A 20944-nucleotide genomic window follows, 5' to 3' on the forward strand; every position below is an offset into this window, starting at 1 on the left:
TATTCTATTTATATTATATTTTGAAAGGGAGTGTTTCAGTTAGGCACCAGTTATTTGTAAGTCTCATCTTTTTGATGTCTAAATCAATTTCTGGACTCTTAATACTCTTGTTTGTTTTAGGAATGATTAACGTAAAGCACATATTAAAAAAAATATATATTATAATTCCGAGTATTTTATTACTAGGGGTGTCTGTTGTTTATGTTTTAAAAGATAGACTTGGTGGAGAGTTAGATTTTAGTAAGAATACGCGTTTCCAATTTTTAACAGTTTTTCTTAAAGAAATTGAAAATTGGACTTTCCTAAATTATTTATTTGGGGCGTCAAGGATAACACCTTTATCTGAAAATGCTTGTCGAAGGTTAGGGTATTGGCAAAGCTTGTTTAGTTATTCGGGAGATGGAAGTTGTTATTCGGTCGTATTACATTCTTATATATTTAGAGTTATTTTTGACCATGGATTTATTGGGCTGTTATTTATATGTTATTTTGTTTATTCAATAATTATCAGATCAGGGTTTTCTAGAACAAACGGTCTTATTGTTTTGGGTATAGTATTTATTAATGGTATTTCAGTATCTTCCTTTAATAGCGTATATTTTGCTCTTGGAATTATGTTTTTTCTCATTGTAAAAAAACACGCTGATTACAGCAAAAACTTAGTTTAAAATAATGAGTGTTATCTTAGATTTTATAAAGAATAAAAAAGCTTTGCTTGGTATTTGCATTTTTGTATTCTCAATTAGTTTTGATCCAGATTGGAGTAGTAAAAGTTTGGTTTTTATGATTATTATTGGGCTATTTACTCTCGATTTTAATCGTTTATTTTTGAAAAAAGAATATCTTTTCATTTTGCTTATTACTTTGGTTTATGTTCTTATCAACATGAACAGATTATCTACAATACATTTTTCTAACTTAGCCACATTAGGATTATGCATTTTGTTTTATTTATTAATATTTCAAACCAATTATAAGTTTATTAATTTAAAAATAGTTACTTTTTTTTTCACCTTTGGAGTTTTTTTTGTTGGAATTGTAAACCTTTTAAGCTTTCTATTTGAAACAAGAAATTTTTCAATATTCAACGCCTGGAAGGATTTCTCTATTTTTGATATACACAAAATTTATTATGGCTCTTTTGTAAACCTTTCATTCTTAATGCTAATTTATCTATTTTTAAAAAAACAAGTATCGTTTAGATCTATATTGTTTTTAATTCCATTTATAATAGTATTATTGCTTTTTACAGGATCTGTGAGTAATATGTTTATTTTTGCTTTGCTCTGCACTTTATATATTTCCTATAATTACTTTTTATCATACTATAAAAAAATCTATTTACTTATTTTATTAGGACCTGTTTTAATACTTTGCGCATTATCAACTTCATATGGGAAAGAATTTATGCACGAAATTGAGGGAGAGAGATCTAGGGTTCGAAATTTTGGAGTAAATAGGGCGTTAATATCTAAATCACCCATATATGGCTATGGCATTGGAAATGAGCTATATATTATGCAGGAAGCCCGGAGTAAAAAATCTTGGGAATACAAAAACAGTTATAACGCTCATAATCAGTATTTCGAATATTTATTGGGAGGAGGTGCTATATATTTGATTCTTTCTCTTTTTCCTCTTTTATATATTAACATAAAAGACCGGAAATTAAATCAGAATTTATTTGCAAATGGATTTACTGTCATTTTAGGGTATATATACCTTATTGAGTCTTTTGAACAGAGACACCATGGTCGAATGTTTTTTGCTTTTTTCATAACACTTATTATTTTGGATATGCATAGAGATAAATTAAAATGAGTGCAATAGATTTGTTAAAAAATAAACAAAAAGGAGAAGAAATAGTTGAAAATAGTTTAACAACTTTTATTAACCCTTTTAGTTATCTTTTTTTAAGAAAAGATTTGGAGCTTTATAGACAATTCGATTATTTATTGATTGATGGAATTGCTCTCATATATTTACTTAGACTCATAGGGGTGAAGACTTCTAGATGTAGTTTCGATATGACATCATTGGCACCAATCGTATTTGAAAGTGCTATCGCGGGTAAAAATTCCGTTTACTTCATAGGTTCAAGCAGAGAATCAATAAATAGTTTTATAGAAGTAATAAAGTCTTGTTTTAAAGGGATAAATATAATAGGCTTTAGAAATGGTTTTTTCAGTGATGAGTTGGAAAAGGAAAAAAGTTTAAACAACATAGTTCGTTTAAACCCTGAAATTATTATTGTTGGTATGGGAACACCTTTACAGGAACAGTTTTTGATTGATTTAAAAAACAAAGGATGGTCTGGAATGGGTTATACTTGCGGAGGTTTTATACATCAAACAGCTAAGGGCACTAGATATTATCCAAACTTTTACAATAGGTATAATTTGAGATGGTTATATAGAATTATTGATGAGCCTAAGCTTATTAAAAGGTATCTTATAAATTATCCTAAATCGGTTATGCTTTTTTTTTTAGATTATATTCGTAATAATTGAATAATCAATCAAAATTGTCTTTAAATTTGAATTTTGAAAAATAGAATTTATAAGAAGATTATATTAGTTTTTTAGTTCTTTATTGCAAAAATTAGAATATTAAAGTAAAATTGAAAACTTAGGTTGAATAGAGAACAAAGTCAGGTTTTGATTGGTTTTGCAATTCGAGTAACTGATGTATTAATTTATGAAAAAGTAAGTGCACTATAAGAAAGGTAGATATTCAAGTTTAATCAAACCTCTTTTTGGTTTAATAGACTTATTGGTAATCAATTTGACAGTTCTGTTGTTTGAGACAAATCTAAACAACACGTTTGTTTTTGCTTTATATATTTCTTTAACATGGTTAATTATTGCGGTCAAAAACCACTTTTATGAAGTTCAGAGGCACACACGAGTAATTCAAATTATTCCTCTTTTGATTAGGCAAATGCTTTTTTTTGCTCTTGTCTTGTATGCATTTATTGGAGTTTTTAAGCAACCACATATAAGCAGATTGGCTTTAGGCTACTATTTTATATATTCATCACTATTTATTTTGGCATTTAAGCTTCTGACATTTTTTTTATTAAAAAAGTATAGAACAATCTTAAGCGGAAATACTAGAAATGTTATTGTTATTGGTGAAAACGAAAAAGTTAGACAGTTAATAAATACTTTTAATACGAGGTTAGATTTTGGTTATAAATTCAAAGCTCAATTTAGTAGTAATGACGATTTTTTTAGTTTAGATAAATGCTTTAAGTATATAATTGAAAATAGTATTGATGAAATATATTTTTCAGTTTCTGAGCTCTCAAACAAACAAATTAATAAGTTAATAGATTTCGCAGATAACAATTTAAGAGAATTAAAGTTTATTCCCGATAATAAAGATATCTATTCGAAAAAATTAAAATATGAGTATTATGATTATATTCCAATACTATCAATAAGGTCTATACCTCTTCAAGAGCCATTTAATAAATTTATCAAGCGCCTTTTTGATATTTTGTTTTCGATTTTTATTATTGTATTCCTTTTATCATGGTTAACGCCATTATTAGCTATAATTATAAAGTTGGAATCTAAAGGACCTGTATTTTTTAAACAGTCTAGAAATGGTTTTAATTATTATGAATTTGATTGTTATAAGTTTAGATCTATGACTCCGAATACAAACGCTCATTTACATCAAGCAACTAAAGGAGACTTAAGAATAACCAAAGTAGGAGCTTTTATTCGTAAAACAAGTATCGACGAATTGCCTCAATTTTTTAATGTTCTATTCGGGGACATGTCAGTTGTTGGTCCTAGACCACATATGGTAAGTCACACTGATATGTATGCTCAAAGAATAGATAAGTTTATGGTGAGGCATTTTGTAAAACCTGGAATCACAGGACTTGCTCAGATAAGTGGATTTAGAGGAGAGGTTGAGACAGATAAAGATATTATAAACAGGGTGAAGTATGATATCTTTTATATTGAGAATTGGTCTTTGTTACTAGATTTGAAAATTATTTTTCAAACCTTTGTAAATGCTATTATGGGGGAAGATAAGGCCTACTAGATAGATGTTTGACTCAGCTAAGGGTAATTACATTTAGATCTTATTTTCAAAAATTGTTATTATAAAAAAATAAAAACTAATGGAATATAAACGCGGAAGATATTCGTGGTTATTAAGACCTGCATTAATCGTTTACGATCTATTAGTTATAAATTTCTTTGCATTTTATTTATTGAGTTTAAATGAAGAGAATTTATATTTCTTTTCTTCAGAATTCTTTAATAATAAGAATATTCTTTACGTCATTTATTCTATAACATTGTGGCTTTTATCTACGCATTTATTGAAGTTTTATGGAGTATATAGGTATACTTCGTTTCTCAATATCTTATCTCTACTAGTTAAGCAGTTTTTAGCATTTGCTTTAATAGTGTTTGCTTTTATTGGTGTATTTCGAAGTATTAATTTAGAAGTTTTTACGGTATTAAAGTATGTGCTCTATAGTTTCATATTAATTGGTTTAGTGAAAATATTGAGCTATTATGCTTTAAAAAAAATTAGAATTTATTTAAAAGGGAATTTAAGAAATGTAATAGTTATCGGCAGTGGGAAAGGAATTCAAGAGCTTAAATCTATTTTTAATAATGAAAAAGAATTGGGTTATAAAATAGTGGCAGCGTTTAGCGATATTAAAGGAGATAACATAAATGGAACGATTAATGACAGTTTAACTTATTTAAAAGAGTCTAATGGCATTGATGAAATGTATTGTGCCATTGATGAGTTAACAGAAAAGCAAATTAATGAATTCGTGAAATATTCGAATATTAATCATTGTAATATTAAGTTTATTTCAAATACCTCAAAGCTTATTACCAAGAGACTTCATACAGATTATTATAACTATCTCCCAGTAATGTCTATTCAACAAGTGTCATTGAATACAGATGTAAATAAATTTGTTAAAAGAGGGTTCGATATATGTTTTTCCCTAATTGTTTTAGTTTTTATACTTCCATGGGTTTCGATTATTCTATTTATTCTTATAAAAATGGAATCTAAAGGTCCATTATTCTATAGGCATAAAAGAAACGGAATAAATTATAAAGAGTTTTATTGTTATAAGTTTAGGTCATTAACCGTAACTAAAGAATTTGAAGGGACTTATGTTAAGCAAGATGACATAAGGCTTACAAAAGTTGGTAGTTTTTTACGTAAAACAAGTCTGGATGAATTACCTCAATTTATAAACGTATTAAAAGGAGATATGAGTGTAGTTGGACCAAGACCACATATGCTATCATATACAGATGATTATTCAAAAAAAATCGATAAGTATAATTTTATTTTTAGGCACCACGTTAAACCCGGCATTACCGGTCTTGCTCAAATAAAAGGGTATAGAGGTGAGGTGGAAACCGACATTGATATAATCAATAGAGTGAAGTATGATATTTTTTATATTGAAAATTGGTCTTTACTTCTAGATTTAAAAATAATATTTCAGACCATTATTAATGCCTTAAGAGGGGAAGATAAAGCATATTAATTTTGAGCTCACTTGTATCTATAATAACACCCATGTATAATTCTGAAGTTTTTATATCAGAAACTATAAACAGTGTTGTTAATCAATCATATAAAAATTGGGAACTATTATTAGTTGATGATTGTTCGACAGACAATACACTTAAAATAGTTCAACCTTTTCTTGAAGAATTTAACAATATTATACTTTTAAAAAACAAAAAGAATTCGGGTGCTGCAATTTCTAGAAATAAAGGGATAGAGGCTGCGAATGGCGATTTTATTGCATTTCTTGATGCAGATGATTTATGGAAACCAAATAAACTAGAAGTGCAACTTCAATATATGGGCCCTGATGATTTTGATGTTAGCTTCAGTAGTTATGAACAGATTAATGAGGTTGGGGAATTATTAAATAAAAAAGTAAGGGCATTGGAGCTTTTAACTTATAAAAAGCTTTTAAAAAGTAATTATATAGGTAATCTTACGGGAATGTATAGTGTTAAATCTTTAAACCGAATTACAACTCCTAATTTAAGAAAAAGGCAGGATTGGTTGTTATGGCTGTTGGCTATCGAAAAGTCTGGTAAGCCAGCGAAAGGGATTCAAGAACCACTTGCTTACTATAGAGTTAGAGATAATTCTATATCTTCGAACAAACTTGACCTTTTAAAATATAATTATTGGGTTTATAGGAAAGGATTGGGGTATTCTACTATGAAGTCTGTTTTTAGTATGATAGTTTTCTTAAAAGAACACTTTTTTGTTAAGTCTAAGCAAGTAGTAACTACAAATGAGATTTAAACTGCTTTAATTTACCTCGATTAGAACGATCTAGTTTTTCTTTTCTTTTAAAAATTAAATTTAAATTAGGTTCTAAATACTTAGAGACAGCCTTTTTAATGCCATCTATGTTTTCATCATTAAGGAGATTCGAGCTAACGTAAGTTATTTTAAAGGTATCTAATTTTAACTGTTCAATTACAAATTCCTTTACATTACTTTTTTCTTCTATAACTGTTTTAGTAACATAATAAAATGTTAGACCAGCGGCTTTTTTACCACTAGGTAATTTAACAATATCATTAGTTCTGCCAATTAATTTGTCAAGTATTGGTTTTCGGGTGGAACTTGATTTTGATAAGATTCCAATATCGCCCAAATCATACCTAATCATAGGATGGGCTTTATTGTAAAGTGATGTAATAACTATGCGTCCTTCTTCACCGTAAGGTAAAATCTTGCCGTTTTCGTCTAGAATTTCAATAAATAGATCCTCACTATTAACAAGCCATTGATCTTTTTTGTTCTGAAAGGCAATTAATCCAAGTTCAGCTGCACCATATTCGTTAATAATGGGAATTCCTAATTGAGATTCTAATAATAATTTGTCAGATTCGAATAGCATTTCAGAAGTTACAATACAAGCTTTAAGAGAAGTGCTCAGTGTTTTTAATACAGTAGACTTTCGCTTTAAATACTTAGCAAGTTGTACTATAGAACTGGTATAACCATTGATATAATCAAATGTAGTCGATTTGAATTTATCCAGATTTCTTTCCATTTGTTCATCACTTAAATCGAATACTGAAAAACGAAACCGATTGCTAAAAAAATCTTTTAGCCGTTCTTTATAATACCCTTTTTTGTCTAAAGGGATGCCATAAAAACGTGCTTGTTTAGATGAATTAGGGTTGATGTTAAACCATGAATATCGATCAATAAAATTAGCCCAAGTTAACGCATGGCAAAACTTATCTTTTGCAAAAATAAAAGGATCACCAGATGAGCCTGAAGTTTTATTTATGTAGCTATTACTTTTTGTAAATCCATCTGACAGACGGTTTGACAATGGTTGCTGTAAATCTTTTTTTGTCATTACAGGTATACTATTCCAATCCGAGGAATCAATATCAATGTTAGTACAAAAAGATTTATAGAAAGTATTATGCTTTAAATGATAATCTACGATTTCCTTCTTTTTGGTCTCTAGGTATACCCTAAACTCTGTTTCATTTTTAGCTTGAATGGACTTTAAATGAGCTAAAGCTTTCTTAATAGGAAAGCCATTTAGTTTTAGAGAAAGATTAAATAAATTCATAGTTCAAACAAAAAACAAAGCTAAATATAATTCCCGTTTTTGTTTAAAAATTATTAAAAAATAGAAGACTTATTCGCGGCTTATTATAAAAACCCATTATTTTTGCAACTCATTAAAAAACGTAACAATGAATATCTTAATTCTTGGATCTGGTGGGAGAGAACATACATTTGCTTGGAAAATAGCACAAAGCCCTAAATGTGATCAACTATATGTAGCTCCTGGTAACTCAGGAACAGATAAAGTTGGGACCAATGTAAATTTAAGTGTGACAGATTTTGCTGCCATAAAAGCTTTGGTATTAGAGAAAAAGATTGATATGGTTGTTGTTGGACCGGAAGATCCTCTTGTGCAAGGTGTTCATGATTTCTTTTTAAATGATGATGCTATCAAACATGTATCGGTTATTGGTCCTCAAAAAAAAGCTGCAGAATTAGAGGGAAGTAAAGAATTTGCTAAGGAGTTTTTATTTAGGCATAACATTCCAACGGCTGCTTATGAAAGTTTTACAAAGGAAACTGTTGAAAAAGGATACAGATTTCTTGAGACTTTAAATGCGCCATATGTGTTGAAAGCAGATGGTTTAGCTGCGGGAAAAGGCGTTGTTATTTTAAACAATTTAGAAGAGGCTAAAGCCGAATTAAAAAGTATGCTTGTTGATGCTAAGTTTGGACAGGCTAGTACGAAAGTTGTTATTGAAGAGTTTCTTGATGGGATAGAATTAAGTTGCTTTGTTCTAACAGATGGAGAAAATTATAAAATATTACCAACTGCTAAAGACTATAAGCGTATTGGAGAAGGCGATACTGGATTGAATACCGGTGGTATGGGAGCAGTTTCTCCTGTACCGTTTGCAACAGATGAATTTTTAAATAAAATAGAAGAACGTATTGTAAAACCGACAATTTCAGGATTTAAGAAAGATAATTTACCTTATGTTGGGTTTGTTTTTATTGGACTTATAAAAGTAGGTGATGAGCCTAAAGTGATTGAATATAACGTTAGAATGGGTGACCCTGAGACAGAAGTTGTTTTTCCAAGGCTAAGAAATGATTTAGTTGAGGTACTACAGGCTATGGCTAATGGAACTTTAGATGAAATTAATATTGAAATTGACGAACGCGCTGCTACAACAATAATGTTAGTGTCTGGTGGTTATCCTGAAGCTTATGAAAAAGGTAAAGTGATTTCTGGTGTTGATACCATTGAAGACTCTCTTGCTTTTCATGCTGGAGCAGTAATAAAGGATGGTGATATAGTAACTTCCGGCGGACGTGTAATGGCTATTACATCATATGGGAATACGTATCAAGAGGCCATAAAAAAATCTTACCAAAACATAGAAAAACTACATTTTGATAAGATGAAATATCGTAAGGATATTGGTTTCGATTTATAAAAACGAATGAGAAGAAATACTCTTATCTTCTTCGTTATTGTCATTGAAACCTTTTAATTGGATCATCCAATATACCATGGCAACAAAACCAACAACTATAAAAATCCATGAGATTAAGTTTGCAGTAAACCAGCTTTCAAGTTCTAAAGCTCTTAAAGCATCCATAGGAGCGAAAAGAACATTTACAAATAAGTCTTGTATAGCGTAAAAGAAATCAGTCATTTGTGTTTGTTTATTAATTACCAACCGTTTTTTAGTTAGTATATTTACAGAGCAAAAATACAAAAACCCTTAATGATAACAAGTTTTTTTAATAAATCTAGGCCAACAAACTTTCTCATTGTTTTTGCTGTTACTCTTTTAGCTTTTATAATTGCAAGAATTCCTATAATTTGTGGTGGTATATCAGGTGAGTTTCTAATTAAACAATCGACCTTATTGTTTGTAATTTTATCTTCTATTTTATTGCTTAATTTCATAGCAACTAAGAATAGTTTAACTCATAATAGTAATTTTGAATTATTACTTTTTAGTTTATTCTTACTATTTATACCTCTTACTACAGCGAGTTCCGATATTTTATTGTCTAATTTTTTTGTGTTATTGGGGTTAAGACGAATAATTAGTTTACATACTGAAAAGGATACTAAAAAAAAGCTTTTCGATGCTGCCTTTTGGATTGGTATTGCTGCTTTATTTTATTTCTGGTCTATTTTGTTTTTTGCCTTGATAATTGCGTCATTAGTGCTTTATACCGATAAGAATTTAAGACATTGGATATTACCATTTTTAGGCATTCTTTCCGTTTTTTTAATAACTTCAGCCCTATCAATAGTTTTGTATGATAACTTTTTCGAAATATTTGATTTACCTCCAGAGATGAGTTATGAATTTGAGGCCTATAATTCTCTTAAATATTTAATAGCGATTACGGTACTTTTATCTTTTGGAGTCTGGTCTTCCATTTTTTACTTGCAGAATATTAAGAAGAAAAAAAAGGTTTATCGAGTATCCTTTAAAACCATTATAATAGCCATGTTTATTGGGTTTTTTATAGTCATACAAGTGCCAGATAAAAATGGAGCAGAGTTTCTTTTTTTGTATGCACCATTATCTATTGTAATTGCTAATTATATTGAAATAATTCAAGATAAATGGTTTAAAGAAGTGTTTTTGTCTATTCTTATTGTTGTGCCATTTATTTTACTATTGCTGTAGTTTTCCTCCAAAAGCCAAATCACCGGCGTCTCCAATTCCCGGAATAATATACCCATTGTTATTTAGTGTTTTGTCTATAGCCGCAATCCATAAATGAGCCTCACTGTTAAATTGTTTGCTTATAAAGTTAATGCCCTCTTGGGCTCCAATAACACTAACCAAATGCACCTCCTTAGGTATACCGTATGGTTTAAGAGCTTCAAATGTAGAAAGTATTGATTGGCCAGTGGCGAGCATAGGATCGGCTAAAATTAAGGTTTTGTTTTCTAAATCCGGACAAGCTAAATATTCAACAATGATTTCAAAACTTTCAGAATTAGTTTTGTGGTGTCTATAAGCTGAGATAAACGCATTTTCGGCTTTGTCAAAACAATTTAATAAACCATTATGTAGAGGAACACCAGCTCTTAAAATGGAACAGATAACAAGATCGTCAGTTAATAGGTTTATCGAACTATTACCAAGAGGCGTTTTAATCGATTTTTTTTGGTAACACAAGCTTTTACTCATTTCATAGCCTAAAATTTCGCCAATGCGTTCTATGTTTTTTCTAAATCGCATTCTATCCTTTTGAATACGTATGTCTCTTATCTCAGATAGAAATGTATTTAAAACTGAATTTTGCTCAGAAATGTTATGAATGTGCATAAGCTCTTGTTGGTTTATCAACATAAAGTTAATCAAATATAAGTATCTTTGTGTTTTAAATATAACACTATGTTTACAACTAAAGCAAATAAAATATTTCAAGACGTTATTGAACAATATCACATCGTTAATACGGTAGATCAGCCTTTTAAAAACCCGTATGATAAAAGTGATTTATTAGAACATTTATTATATAGAAAATGTTGGATTGATACCGTGCAGTGGCATTATGAAGATATTATTCGCGATCCTCAAATTGATCCAGTTGCGGCGTTGACTTTAAAGCGTCAGATTGATGCATCAAACCAAGATAGAACCGATATGGTTGAGTATATTGATAGTTATTTTTTAGAAAAATATAAAGACGTTTCTGCTAAAGAAGGTGCGACCATCAACACAGAAAGTCCTGCATGGGGCGTAGATAGACTTTCCATTTTGGCGCTCAAGGTTTACCATATGAATGAAGAAGCAACCAGAGAAGACGCCTCAGAGTCTCATAGGTCTGCTTGCCAAGCAAAATTGAACGTTTTATTAGAACAACGGGTTGATTTGTCTACTGCCATTGATACACTTTTAAGCGATATTGAAAAGGGAGATAAATACATGAAAGTTTACAAACAAATGAAAATGTATAATGACGATGAGTTAAATCCAGTTCTTCGTTCTCAAAAATGATTTTATTCTATTTCGACTTATCAATAAATGTCCGTTGAAATAATTTATGTCGAAAAAACATGAGCATATTTTAGTTGTACGTCTCTCAGCAATGGGAGACGTTGCTATGATTATTCCTGTTTTAAGGGTTTTTAGAGCACAATATCCCGAAGTTAAAATTTCGGTTCTAACACGTTCCTTTTTTAAACCTTTCTTTAGAGACCTATCTGAGGTTGATGTTGTTTCTCCTAATTTAAAAGGAGAGCATAAAGGTGTTTTAGGAATTTATAAACTTAGTAGGACTCTAAACAAATGCGGTTTTACTACTTTTGCCGATCTACATAATGTATTGAGAACCAATTTATTAAAGTTGTTTCTCAAAGATCTGAAATTTGCTAAATTAGATAAAGGCCGTAAGGAAAAAAGGGCATTAACTTCGGGCAAAATATTCAAGCAGCTTAAAACTACCCACATGCGTTATGCTGAGGTTTTTCAAAGCTTAGGTTATAAGTTGGATTTTTCAAAGCTTAACTTTCCAGAACCTGTTAATTTAAATTCAGAGCTTAAAGGTTTTATGGGTATAAATACTCAAAAGACTATTGGAATTGCACCTTTTGCCGCTTATAAAGGCAAGGTCTATCCACTAAATCTTATGAAAGAGGTTATAGAACAGCTTTCAAAAACAAACAAAGTGCTTCTATTTGGAGGAGGAGAAACTGAGACAGAAACCCTTAATAGTCTAGAAAGGCAGTTTCAAAATACAACGAATTTATCTGAAAAAATTACTCTTGACGAACAGTTGGATATTATTTCTAATTTAGATGTTATGATTTCAATGGATTCCGGCAATGCGCATGTTGCTGCCATGCTTGGTATAAAGGTTATTACTATTTGGGGGGTAACACATCCATATGCCGGTTTTTCTCCATTTAATCAACCTGATGATTATGCGCTTACGCCTAATAGAAATGATTTCCCCTTAATACCAACATCAGTATATGGGAATACATATCCTGCAACTTATGAGTCTGTAGCTGGAAACATTTCTGTCGAGAAGGTCGTTAGTAAAGTGAACGAGGCTCTCAATGAGGTTTTAACATAAGATTAATTAGTAATTAAAAGATAAATATTTGCCATCATTTACGGTTACAATTACTTTCTTCTGATTTGGCAAGTTTATTAGGTGGCGTACATCACCATCAGTGTAAAAACCAGAGATCTTATTGGGTATATAATCAAATTTTCCACCATCTTTACCCTTTAAAAACACACCAATTCCTGCGTCAGATCTAGTTGTTTCTACTTCAAATTGATAATTGTTTCCTGCAAGAAGTAAATCTTTTTGCCCATCTTGATCAAAGTCGTGGTAAATGATACTATTAATCAAAGAAGCTTGAGTTTCATTCGAAAAAGGGTGAAATTCAAATTTTCCATTCTGGTTAACGAAAATTCCTGAGCGAAATTCATTCACCTCATAATGCAAAGCAGAATTTATCTCCTCTCCAAGAATACCTTCAACGCCTAGATTAGCAAACTCCTCAAAAGTTGGAATTTTTTTTGCTATATGTGGCATCTGCTGCGAAGTACATGTTCTACCTCTTACGGGAACAAGTTTTCCCTTGTATTCTTTACTAAGTATAATATCTTCAACTCCATTAGAATCAAAATCTTTGGAGTATACATGAAAAGGTTTTTCATTAGATGCATGAAACTTCATGTTTAATCCTAAGTTACCCGCAACAATATCAAGATCTCCATCATCATCAATATCTTCAATAAGCAGCTTATTCCACCAGCCTTTGGAATTTGATAAAGAGGTATACTGTTTGCTTTTTTCAAAATGGTCATTACGATTTAGGAGTACTTCAATACCCATCCATTCACCCGTAACTATTAAATCTAATGTTCCGTTGTCATCAATGTCTTCCCAAAGCGCATCTTTAACCATTCCCAGTTCTGGTAGTTTAAAATCTGTATTCGCAATACTGAATACACCGGCTTTATTTTCCAACAAGTAGCTGCCTCCCGATTTTGGATACTTTCCAGGTAATACGCCGCCTCCAATAAATAGGTCTTGATCTCCGTCGTTGTCAAAATCGGCAGCCTTAACAACTGTAGATACTACGGTAAATTGCGGCAATAAATTTTCACTTTTTGTAAAGTTACCATTACCATCATTAAGATATAGTCTGTCTTGCTGACCTCTAGAATTGGGCGAAAACTCATAGCTTCCAGAGCCTACATATAAATCTTGATCACCATCATTATCCGCATCAAAGAAAGTAGCTGAGATATCCTCAAAACGACTATCGTCTTGTAAAGCTTTTGATGTTTTTTTTATGAAGCGCCCAGTTTTATCACCTAAAAGTAGCTCAGACGTATTATCAAAAGCACCACCAATGAATACATCTTCTAATCCATCATTATTAATATCTCCAATGGCAGTAGCTGGACCTAAGTGAGAATATTTATAAGGCAATAATAATTGAAGTTTATAATCATTATGATAAGGGTCTTTATGACCATAAGGGAATGGTTCTGCTTTAAAAACGCCTTCCAATTCCTTATTATTTGTATTCTTCGAGATTGTTGCATCTTGGTAGCTAATGGTGTACTCAGAATTGATAGTTAGCCCTTCTAGTAATTGTTCTTTACCATCTAACCATTTTACGAAAACTTGCTTTACTTTGTCTGTTTTGGGAATTCCAAAATGCAGGGAATTAGAGACAGAAGAAAGAAAACCTCTGGAGTTAATTAATTGCCGTGTTAGTTTTAGTCCGTTTTCTGTTTCTAAAACAATTTTTGTTCCGAGACCATTTTTATTGCCTTCAGGTCCCATAAGATTGAAAGAAACATAATTCCCGATGCCCTGTTCTAAGGCATTATTTTTTAAGACAGTTGCCGATTCATTAATATTATTTGTCACTACTTCCAAATCTCCGTCATTGTCCAAATCCACGTATATGGCCCCATTTGAAAAGGTTGGTGAAATATTAGTCCATTTATTAGTGACATCTTCAAAAGTCAGATCACCATTATTTTTATAGAAATAATTTTTTAACTTTTGTTGTGGAAACATTTGAGCATATTTCAAAAAATCTTCCTTTGTTGGCTTTTTACCTTTTGCTCTTATTGTTTTTAATATCTCCCTTGTCTTATCTTGGTCTATAACATCTCTAAATACACCATTAGTGATATAGAGGTCCTGATAACCATCTAAATCTAAATCTGCAGATAATATGGCCCAACTCCAATCTGTGTTTGATATTCCAGACATATTTCCAATATCACTAAACGTACTATTCCCATTATTGATTTGCAACATGTTATGCATAAATTGATAGTGATAATTATTTTCTACCATTTGTTCAAACTTAGGAATTGAAGTCATGGCCATTGTGGTTTTGGAACGGATATAATCTTCAGGGTTCATATCTAAGGTTGCAATATCAAACTCTCCATCGTTATTAAAGTCTGCAATATCACTACCCATGCTGTTGTAGGAAATATGTTTAAAAAAGGTGTCGCGTTGATCTTTAAACGTACCATCACCATTATTTATATATGCAAAATCGGGTACTTTAAAATCGTTACAAACATAAATGTCTAAAAACCCATCTCCATTTAGATCACCTACTTGAGGGTTAAGCCCAAACCCAATATCATAATGAATTCCAGAATCAAATGAAACATCCACAAAACGTCCATTTCCCGCATTTTTATAAAGCTTATCACTACCTAACAGTTTTTGTGATTCTGGATCTTTTTGTTTTTTGTTTAAGTCTATAACATCCTTTGTTTTTCCATCAATATCTGGAGTATTGGAAATGAATAGATCTAAATCATTATCATTATCCATGTCAAAAAAAGTAGCTTGAATTCCTCTATTTGAATCATTTAATCCGTATGCCGCTCCTTGTTCTGAAAACTGAAAATCACCTTCATTAATGTATAATAGGTTTTCAAATCTACCCTCTGTTTTGTCTAGCCCGCCGCGAACTAAATAAATATCTAAAAGACCATCTTGATTAATATCAACGAGTGTAATTCCAGTATTAAATCCTTCTAAAGGATTAATGCTGGTTAAAGCACTAACATCTTGAAAAACTAAGTTGCCTTCATTTTTGTAAAGTTTACATGCACTTGTATTACTTGTAAAAAAAAGATCGATAAGCCCATCATTATTAAAATCACCAGAGGCTACACCAGCTCCAATATAGCTATACATGTATTGATAATAATTAAAATCTATATTTTCAGTTAATTCATTCTGAAATAAAATATTAGTTTTTTCGGGAGTCAGTTTTGAGAATAATTTGGGAACATCTTCTTTTGAGTTTAGTTCTTCGATTTTTTCTGAGTTATTTTTAGAATCCTTACAAGAATTTAACGTCGTAAACGTCAAAAAAATAAGTAAAATCAAGGCGTATGACTTAACGATTTGCATGGGAGAATAAGGCTTTTATAAGTTTATAAAAAAGGATCTTTAAAAGTATGAAAATAGGTTGATATAGAACAGTTTATTTAATTAGAAATAAAAAAATAACGGCAAGTCACTCTGGTGACTTGCCGTTATAAAAAAGCAAGTAAAATATATTTAGTTGCTTATGTTATAAAATGGTTCCTATTCATCTACAAAACCGGGGTTTTCATCCAAAATTGCTGGTGGAATTTTAGAGAAATAATTGGCGTTAGATAAATCACCAGTGGCAGGGTTGTGAAGTGGTAAAAGTTCACCGTCACTATTAGTTGAACTTTGAGGTGTTCTTGCTGGAGTCGCTAATGCTTCTGCAACAAGTTCTAATCTTACTAAATCAAACCAACGTAACCATTCACCAGCTAACTCCCACTTACGTTCGGTCACTGCTAGTTGTGCTAAATCTCCAGAAGTTATATCAACTGAGGCATCTGGCGTGTTAAAAGGTAAGTCAGCTGCTCTACGACGCACTTGGTTTAAAGACTCCCATGATAATGGTGTAATTTGTCCTGACCTTGCTGAAGCTTCGGCATACATAAGTAAAACGTCTGCATAGCGAATCCAAAAATCACTCCTTTCTGTAGAGAAAGCACCAAAAGCTAAGTCACCTTCTGGTCCTGCAACTTTTGCATAAACTGGGCTAGCTTGAGTTTGTAAATTTTCCCAGTCAATTTCAGTTCTAAATGTTCCTTCTTTTCTAGGTCCTTCTGGAAAGTCTTCAAAAAATCTGATTTCTGCAAAGGTTTCATCCCAACCATTAAAAGGAGGTCCTGCAGGAAATCCTGCCTGCCCGTACTTACGATTATCTTGACCGGAAGCTTTATCGAAAGCAAATAAGAAACAACTTTCTTCATTAAATCTATTAGCTTCGCGCCATAAATCCGCAAAATGTGGCATTAAGTCAAAACCATGTGCTGCTTTATTTTCAATAACTAAGCGGGCTTGTTCTGCTGCTAATGCATATTTTGATGAATCTTTTAATGGGAAACCTGCCCAATCCATGTATACTCTTGCTAATAAAGCTCTAGCAGATCCCTTATTGGGTCTTTGCGCTCCTTGCACACCTTCTTGAATATCCGGAAGATTTTCTATGGCGGTAAGTAAATCCTGTTCAATTTGAGTATAAACTTCTTCAGGACCACTTAGCTCTGTAGCTGGCGTTTCTTGCGTAACCGTAAGTGCTGCTTTTCCAAAAATTCTTAACGTTTGGTGAAAAGATACCGATCTTAGAAATAATAGCTCTCCCAATAGCTCATTTGTTCTAACAATAGAATCGACGTCTTTGTCACTATCTGGTACTGTAGATAAAAAGCCTTCTGCAAATACAACAGCTCGTCCTGCACTTGCTAGTATAACGTTAGTGTCTCTCCAATACTTTTCAGTTCTTGGGTTGGCTGCAACTAATTCTCTGATGTCAAATTGTCTAAACTCTTCTTTAGAACCACCAGCACTTGTTGTAATATCATCTCCACCCCAGCCAGGAACATTATATCCATTTAAGAATAACATTGGCCAATAATCAGAATACACTAAAAGTGTAAAATCATTTAATAGTTTAACCGTAAATGGCGATTCTGCCGTTCCACCTTGTACTGATACGTCAGTTAAATCTGAAATTTCATCAATATCCACACACCCCACAAAGCAAAGTGCGGCAAGGGCTATTACATACCAGTATTTTATATTTTTTATTTTATTTCGTATTTTAAACATAATTTCTTTTTTTTTTTTTAAAAACCTATTTTTGCTCCAAAAGTAAAAGTTCTTGGATTAGGGATTGCTCCCGCGTCTATACCTGCACTTACATCTGCATTATTAGCTTGTCCATTTGATTGAGAAGAAGATATCTCTGGGTCGTAGCCACTATAATCTGTAATTAGAAATAGGTTTTGACCACTACCATAAACCTTTACAAAATCTATACCTTTTAAGTTATTAAAGGTGTACCCGATTGAAAGATTACTTACTCTAATGAAATCTCCGTCTTCAACGTATCTTGAAGAATTTAATCCAGAATTTTGAACTTGTTCCTTATCCGTTTTTAAGAATGACCTGAAGTTTGGTTCTCCTCCAGCTAAGGCAGCCTCCACTTGGTTATAGACTTGAAAATCATGAGATCCTTGAACAAATAAGTTAAAGTCCCAATTTTTATAATTAAAGGTATTATTAAGCCCCCAAGTGTGAGCTGGTAGTCCATTACCTATAACCTGTACGCCCGAAGGATCGATAATGGCTTGTCCGTTTGCGTCAACACCAAGGTATTTAGTTCCCCAGAATGCACCTAAAGGCTCTCCCTCTTTTATAACGTTTAATTGTTGTCTAAAGCCAACATCTCTAAAGTTACCAACAACAAATCCAGAATCTATTCTGTCAGAAATTCTTACTACTTCATTTTTCAAAAATGAATAAGCTAAAACAGTATTCCATGTAAAATCATCTGATCTAATGATGTCAGCATCAAAAACAACATCAATACCCGTGTTTTTAACATCACCAATATTTTCAGTAATAACATTATCTGGAACATTTTGATCTACTAATGTAGTAACAATTAAATCTCTAGTTTTCTTTTCATAGGCATCAATTGTAAGATTTATTCTACTCTTTAAGAAGCTAATGTCCAAACCAATATTCGCCTGTTCTGTTGTTTCCCAAGTCAAATCAGGGTTTCCTCTTCGAGTTTGTTTTGGAATTTCAATAGTTCCATCAGGAGTTACAATTTTTCTCACTGTAAATGTGTCTTCAAATGCTGATCTAGGAGCATTTTGATTACCAGTTTCACCCCATGATGCTCTCAGTCTTAAGTTATCTAGGACATCACTATTTTCAATAAATGCCATTTTTTTGAAACTATAACCTGCAGAAAAACTCATAAAGTTACCAACACGGTTATCTGGTAAAAAGGCAGTTGTTTCATCTCGTCTGTAAGAAGCTGATAAAGACAGACTTTCATTATAAGTATATTTAGCTCTAGCTAAAAAGGAAACAATTGCAGACTGCCCATAGCCAGCACCAATTTCTAAAAATCTTCTGTCTACTCTTGGGTCTCCATCAATAGATTCTGGTTGCTCTTCACCAGGTCCTACCTCAAACCTGCCAATATCGGTAATATTTCTCAGGTAAGTAGGAATAGATCGTCTAAACAACCTATTCGTTCTATTTTCGTTTTTGGTAAATTCATAAACACCTGTAAGGTCGATATTATGCTTTTCATTAAAAGTTTTATTCCAGTTTAATATATTAGAAATTTGATAAGTTGAAAACTCATTTGAGTTTACTGAACCCTGATCGTCTCTAGCTAAAGTATTATCAACATCATCTGGTGATTCAAATCTTAAGGATTCTGTTGTCTGATTTGTTATTGAAGCTCCAGCAATTAAGGTGTACGTTAAATTTGGAACAATTTCATAATTCAAATTAAAATTTGCATTAAATCTATTCGCTCTTCTTACATTAGAGCTTCTTAAAAGGTTAGTTACAAAATAGGTAGCATCTGTATTTCCAGTAAGAGGCTTCTCGAAATTGTAACTTCCATCTTCATTAAACATTCTAAATGAAGGGTCAAAAGTTAAAGTTCGTACCACAGGCCCTCCAAATATTCTTTTGGTAGCGTCTGGGTTATTACTATCAATTTCACGGTTAAAAAATGTCCTTACACCAATCTTTAGTTTATCATTTATTTTGGTCTCAACATTTGCTCTTAAAGAGAATCGCTCATAGTTGTTAGCAACCATAATACCATCTTGATTTAAATAATTTCCTGAGACAAAGTAATTAACATTGTCTGAGCCTCCAGATATTGATAATTGATGGTTTCTCGCAAATGCAGTTCTAAATAATTCACTTTCTCTATCAGCCACTGGGTTGGCGATCAAATCTGCTATATACGCATTATCATAAAAGTTAGGATTATCCCTTGCAAACTGAACTGCATCAACTCTGTTGTCATAAGTTCTTGCTAATTCAGAAACAGATAAGAAAGTGTCAAAAGATAATTTAGGTTTTCCTTTTCCGGTTTTAGTTGTAACTAAGATCACCCCGTTTGCACCACGAGACCCATATATAGCTGTTGCGGAAGCATCTTTTAAGACTTGAAAAGATTCTATATCCGCAGGATTCAGAGTACGTAAGTCTCCTCCAATGAAACCATCTAATACAACTAATGGTGAATTGTTACCTGTAATGGAATTCACACCTCGAATCCTAATTTTGGCACCTGCTCCCGGAGACCCGTTTGCTCTAGCAACTGTAACACCAGCACTTCTACCTTGAAGAGCTTGTTCAACTCTTACTACTGGTTGTTGCTCAAAACTCTTGGCTGATACTTGAGAAACAGATTCTGTTAGTTCACTTCTTTTGGCAGTACCATACCCAATTACAACCACTTCATCAAGCTGAGCAGCGTCTTCAACCAAGATAATATTTAAAGAAGTTTGATTACCTATAGTTACATTTTGGGTAACATAACCAAGGTATGATACTAGAAGAACATCACTAGAAGACGCCTTAATGGAGAAATTACCATCAAAGTCAGTAACGGTTCCGGTAGTTGTTCCCTGCACCAAAACATTAGCTCCTGCTATAGGGATACTACTTTCATCAGATACAGTACCAGTTATGGTCTGTTGGGCATTAACTTCGTAAAAGCCCGATAATATGAGAAGCAAACACGATAGCACGCCTGTTCTCATCAAATTTACAATTTGTTTTTTCATAATTAATTGTTTAGTTAAAAGTATAATTTAGTAGTTCTTCAATTTAGGGAATAAAGATGAAATTCCTCTAAAAACTCCCAATATATGTTAAAGTGATGCTCGGTTTAAGATTTTGATACTCGATTAAAACTAGACAGGACGGTTATTTTGTGTTATGCAGGGCTTTAGAGGGTGAAAAAAATCTGAATAGATATTCCTTGATT

Annotated in this window: 16 protein-coding genes; 10 read left to right on the forward strand and 6 right to left on the reverse strand. The window is 31.9% G+C overall.

The annotated features are described in order from the left end of the window. The first annotated feature begins 74 nt into the window (after nucleotides 1-74). The 6 genes from Q0857_RS03640 to Q0857_RS03665 all read left to right on the forward strand — a co-directional run bounded on the left by Q0857_RS03640 (nucleotide 75) and on the right by Q0857_RS03665 (nucleotide 6333). The gene (locus tag Q0857_RS03640; RefSeq protein WP_298532305.1) at nucleotides 75-668 is read left to right on the forward strand and encodes a hypothetical protein; all 594 of its coding nucleotides are present in this window, start codon (nucleotides 75-77) and stop codon (nucleotides 666-668) included. Between the two features lie 4 nt (nucleotides 669-672). Next, the gene (locus Q0857_RS03645; RefSeq protein ID WP_298532307.1) at nucleotides 673-1821 is read left to right on the forward strand and encodes an O-antigen ligase; all 1149 of its coding nucleotides are present in this window, start codon (nucleotides 673-675) and stop codon (nucleotides 1819-1821) included. After that, nucleotides 1818-2510 (forward strand): WecB/TagA/CpsF family glycosyltransferase, encoded by a 693-nt coding sequence (locus Q0857_RS03650; protein WP_298532308.1) that lies wholly within the window; start codon nucleotides 1818-1820, stop codon nucleotides 2508-2510. The genes Q0857_RS03645 and Q0857_RS03650 overlap by 4 nt, the downstream gene beginning before the upstream one ends. A 199-nt stretch (nucleotides 2511-2709) precedes the next feature. Then, complete coding sequence (locus Q0857_RS03655) at nucleotides 2710-4062, forward strand: undecaprenyl-phosphate glucose phosphotransferase (RefSeq protein ID WP_298532309.1); 1353 nt, start codon at nucleotides 2710-2712, stop codon at nucleotides 4060-4062. A gap of 79 nt (nucleotides 4063-4141) precedes the next feature. Further along, on the forward strand, nucleotides 4142-5551 hold the full coding sequence (locus tag Q0857_RS03660; RefSeq protein WP_298532311.1) for an exopolysaccharide biosynthesis polyprenyl glycosylphosphotransferase: 1410 nt from the start codon (nucleotides 4142-4144) through the stop codon (nucleotides 5549-5551). Nucleotides 5552-5553: 2 nt separating this feature from the next. Next, a complete protein-coding gene (locus tag Q0857_RS03665) occupies nucleotides 5554-6333 on the forward strand; it encodes a glycosyltransferase family 2 protein (protein WP_298532313.1) in 780 nt (259 codons plus the stop codon). Here the strand turns inward: Q0857_RS03665 and Q0857_RS03670 are convergent. Continuing rightward, entirely contained in the window at nucleotides 6317-7630 is a 1314-nt protein-coding gene (locus Q0857_RS03670) for a phenylacetate--CoA ligase family protein (RefSeq protein ID WP_298532315.1), read from the reverse strand. The genes Q0857_RS03665 and Q0857_RS03670 overlap by 17 nt on opposite strands. A 127-nt stretch (nucleotides 7631-7757) precedes the next feature. On the opposite strand from Q0857_RS03670, the gene purD reads away from it, so the two are divergent. Next, entirely contained in the window at nucleotides 7758-9029 is a 1272-nt protein-coding gene (gene purD, locus Q0857_RS03675) for a phosphoribosylamine--glycine ligase (protein ID WP_298532317.1), read from the forward strand. Here the strand turns inward: purD and Q0857_RS03680 are convergent. Further along, complete coding sequence (locus Q0857_RS03680) at nucleotides 9024-9251, reverse strand: uracil phosphoribosyltransferase (protein WP_298532319.1); 228 nt, start codon at nucleotides 9249-9251, stop codon at nucleotides 9024-9026. The two genes, purD and Q0857_RS03680, sit on opposite strands and share 6 nt — an antisense overlap. 72 nt (nucleotides 9252-9323) lie before the next feature. Between Q0857_RS03680 and Q0857_RS03685 the strand changes: the two genes are divergently transcribed. Next, nucleotides 9324-10247 carry a DUF6427 family protein gene (locus Q0857_RS03685; RefSeq protein WP_298532321.1) on the forward strand — a complete coding sequence of 308 codons (924 nt, stop codon included), beginning with the start codon at nucleotides 9324-9326 and terminating at the stop codon, nucleotides 10245-10247. On the opposite strand, the gene upp is transcribed toward Q0857_RS03685, so the two are convergent. Continuing rightward, the gene (gene upp, locus Q0857_RS03690; RefSeq protein ID WP_298532323.1) at nucleotides 10236-10895 is read right to left on the reverse strand and encodes a uracil phosphoribosyltransferase; all 660 of its coding nucleotides are present in this window, start codon (nucleotides 10893-10895) and stop codon (nucleotides 10236-10238) included. The two genes, Q0857_RS03685 and upp, sit on opposite strands and share 12 nt — an antisense overlap. 69 nt (nucleotides 10896-10964) lie before the next feature. Here upp and Q0857_RS03695 point away from each other — a divergent pair, with 69 nt between their 5' ends. After that, entirely contained in the window at nucleotides 10965-11570 is a 606-nt protein-coding gene (locus Q0857_RS03695) for a DUF4254 domain-containing protein (protein ID WP_298532325.1), read from the forward strand. A gap of 46 nt (nucleotides 11571-11616) precedes the next feature. Further along, the gene (locus tag Q0857_RS03700; RefSeq protein ID WP_298532326.1) at nucleotides 11617-12651 is read left to right on the forward strand and encodes a glycosyltransferase family 9 protein; all 1035 of its coding nucleotides are present in this window, start codon (nucleotides 11617-11619) and stop codon (nucleotides 12649-12651) included. Nucleotides 12652-12657: 6 nt separating this feature from the next. Here the strand turns inward: Q0857_RS03700 and Q0857_RS03705 are convergent, their stop codons facing one another. From Q0857_RS03705 to Q0857_RS03715, 3 genes are all read right to left on the reverse strand, one after another. Continuing rightward, nucleotides 12658-15996 (reverse strand): VCBS repeat-containing protein, encoded by a 3339-nt coding sequence (locus Q0857_RS03705; RefSeq protein ID WP_298532327.1) that lies wholly within the window; start codon nucleotides 15994-15996, stop codon nucleotides 12658-12660. A gap of 177 nt (nucleotides 15997-16173) precedes the next feature. Next, the gene (locus Q0857_RS03710) at nucleotides 16174-17739 is read right to left on the reverse strand and encodes a RagB/SusD family nutrient uptake outer membrane protein (protein ID WP_298532328.1); all 1566 of its coding nucleotides are present in this window, start codon (nucleotides 17737-17739) and stop codon (nucleotides 16174-16176) included. Between the two features lie 17 nt (nucleotides 17740-17756). Further along, nucleotides 17757-20741 carry a SusC/RagA family TonB-linked outer membrane protein gene (locus tag Q0857_RS03715; protein ID WP_298532329.1) on the reverse strand — a complete coding sequence of 995 codons (2985 nt, stop codon included), beginning with the start codon at nucleotides 20739-20741 and terminating at the stop codon, nucleotides 17757-17759. Between the last annotated feature and the right edge of the window lie 203 nt (nucleotides 20742-20944).

Source organism: uncultured Algibacter sp. (assembly GCF_947495925.1).
GTDB lineage: Bacteria > Bacteroidota > Bacteroidia > Flavobacteriales > Flavobacteriaceae > Algibacter_E.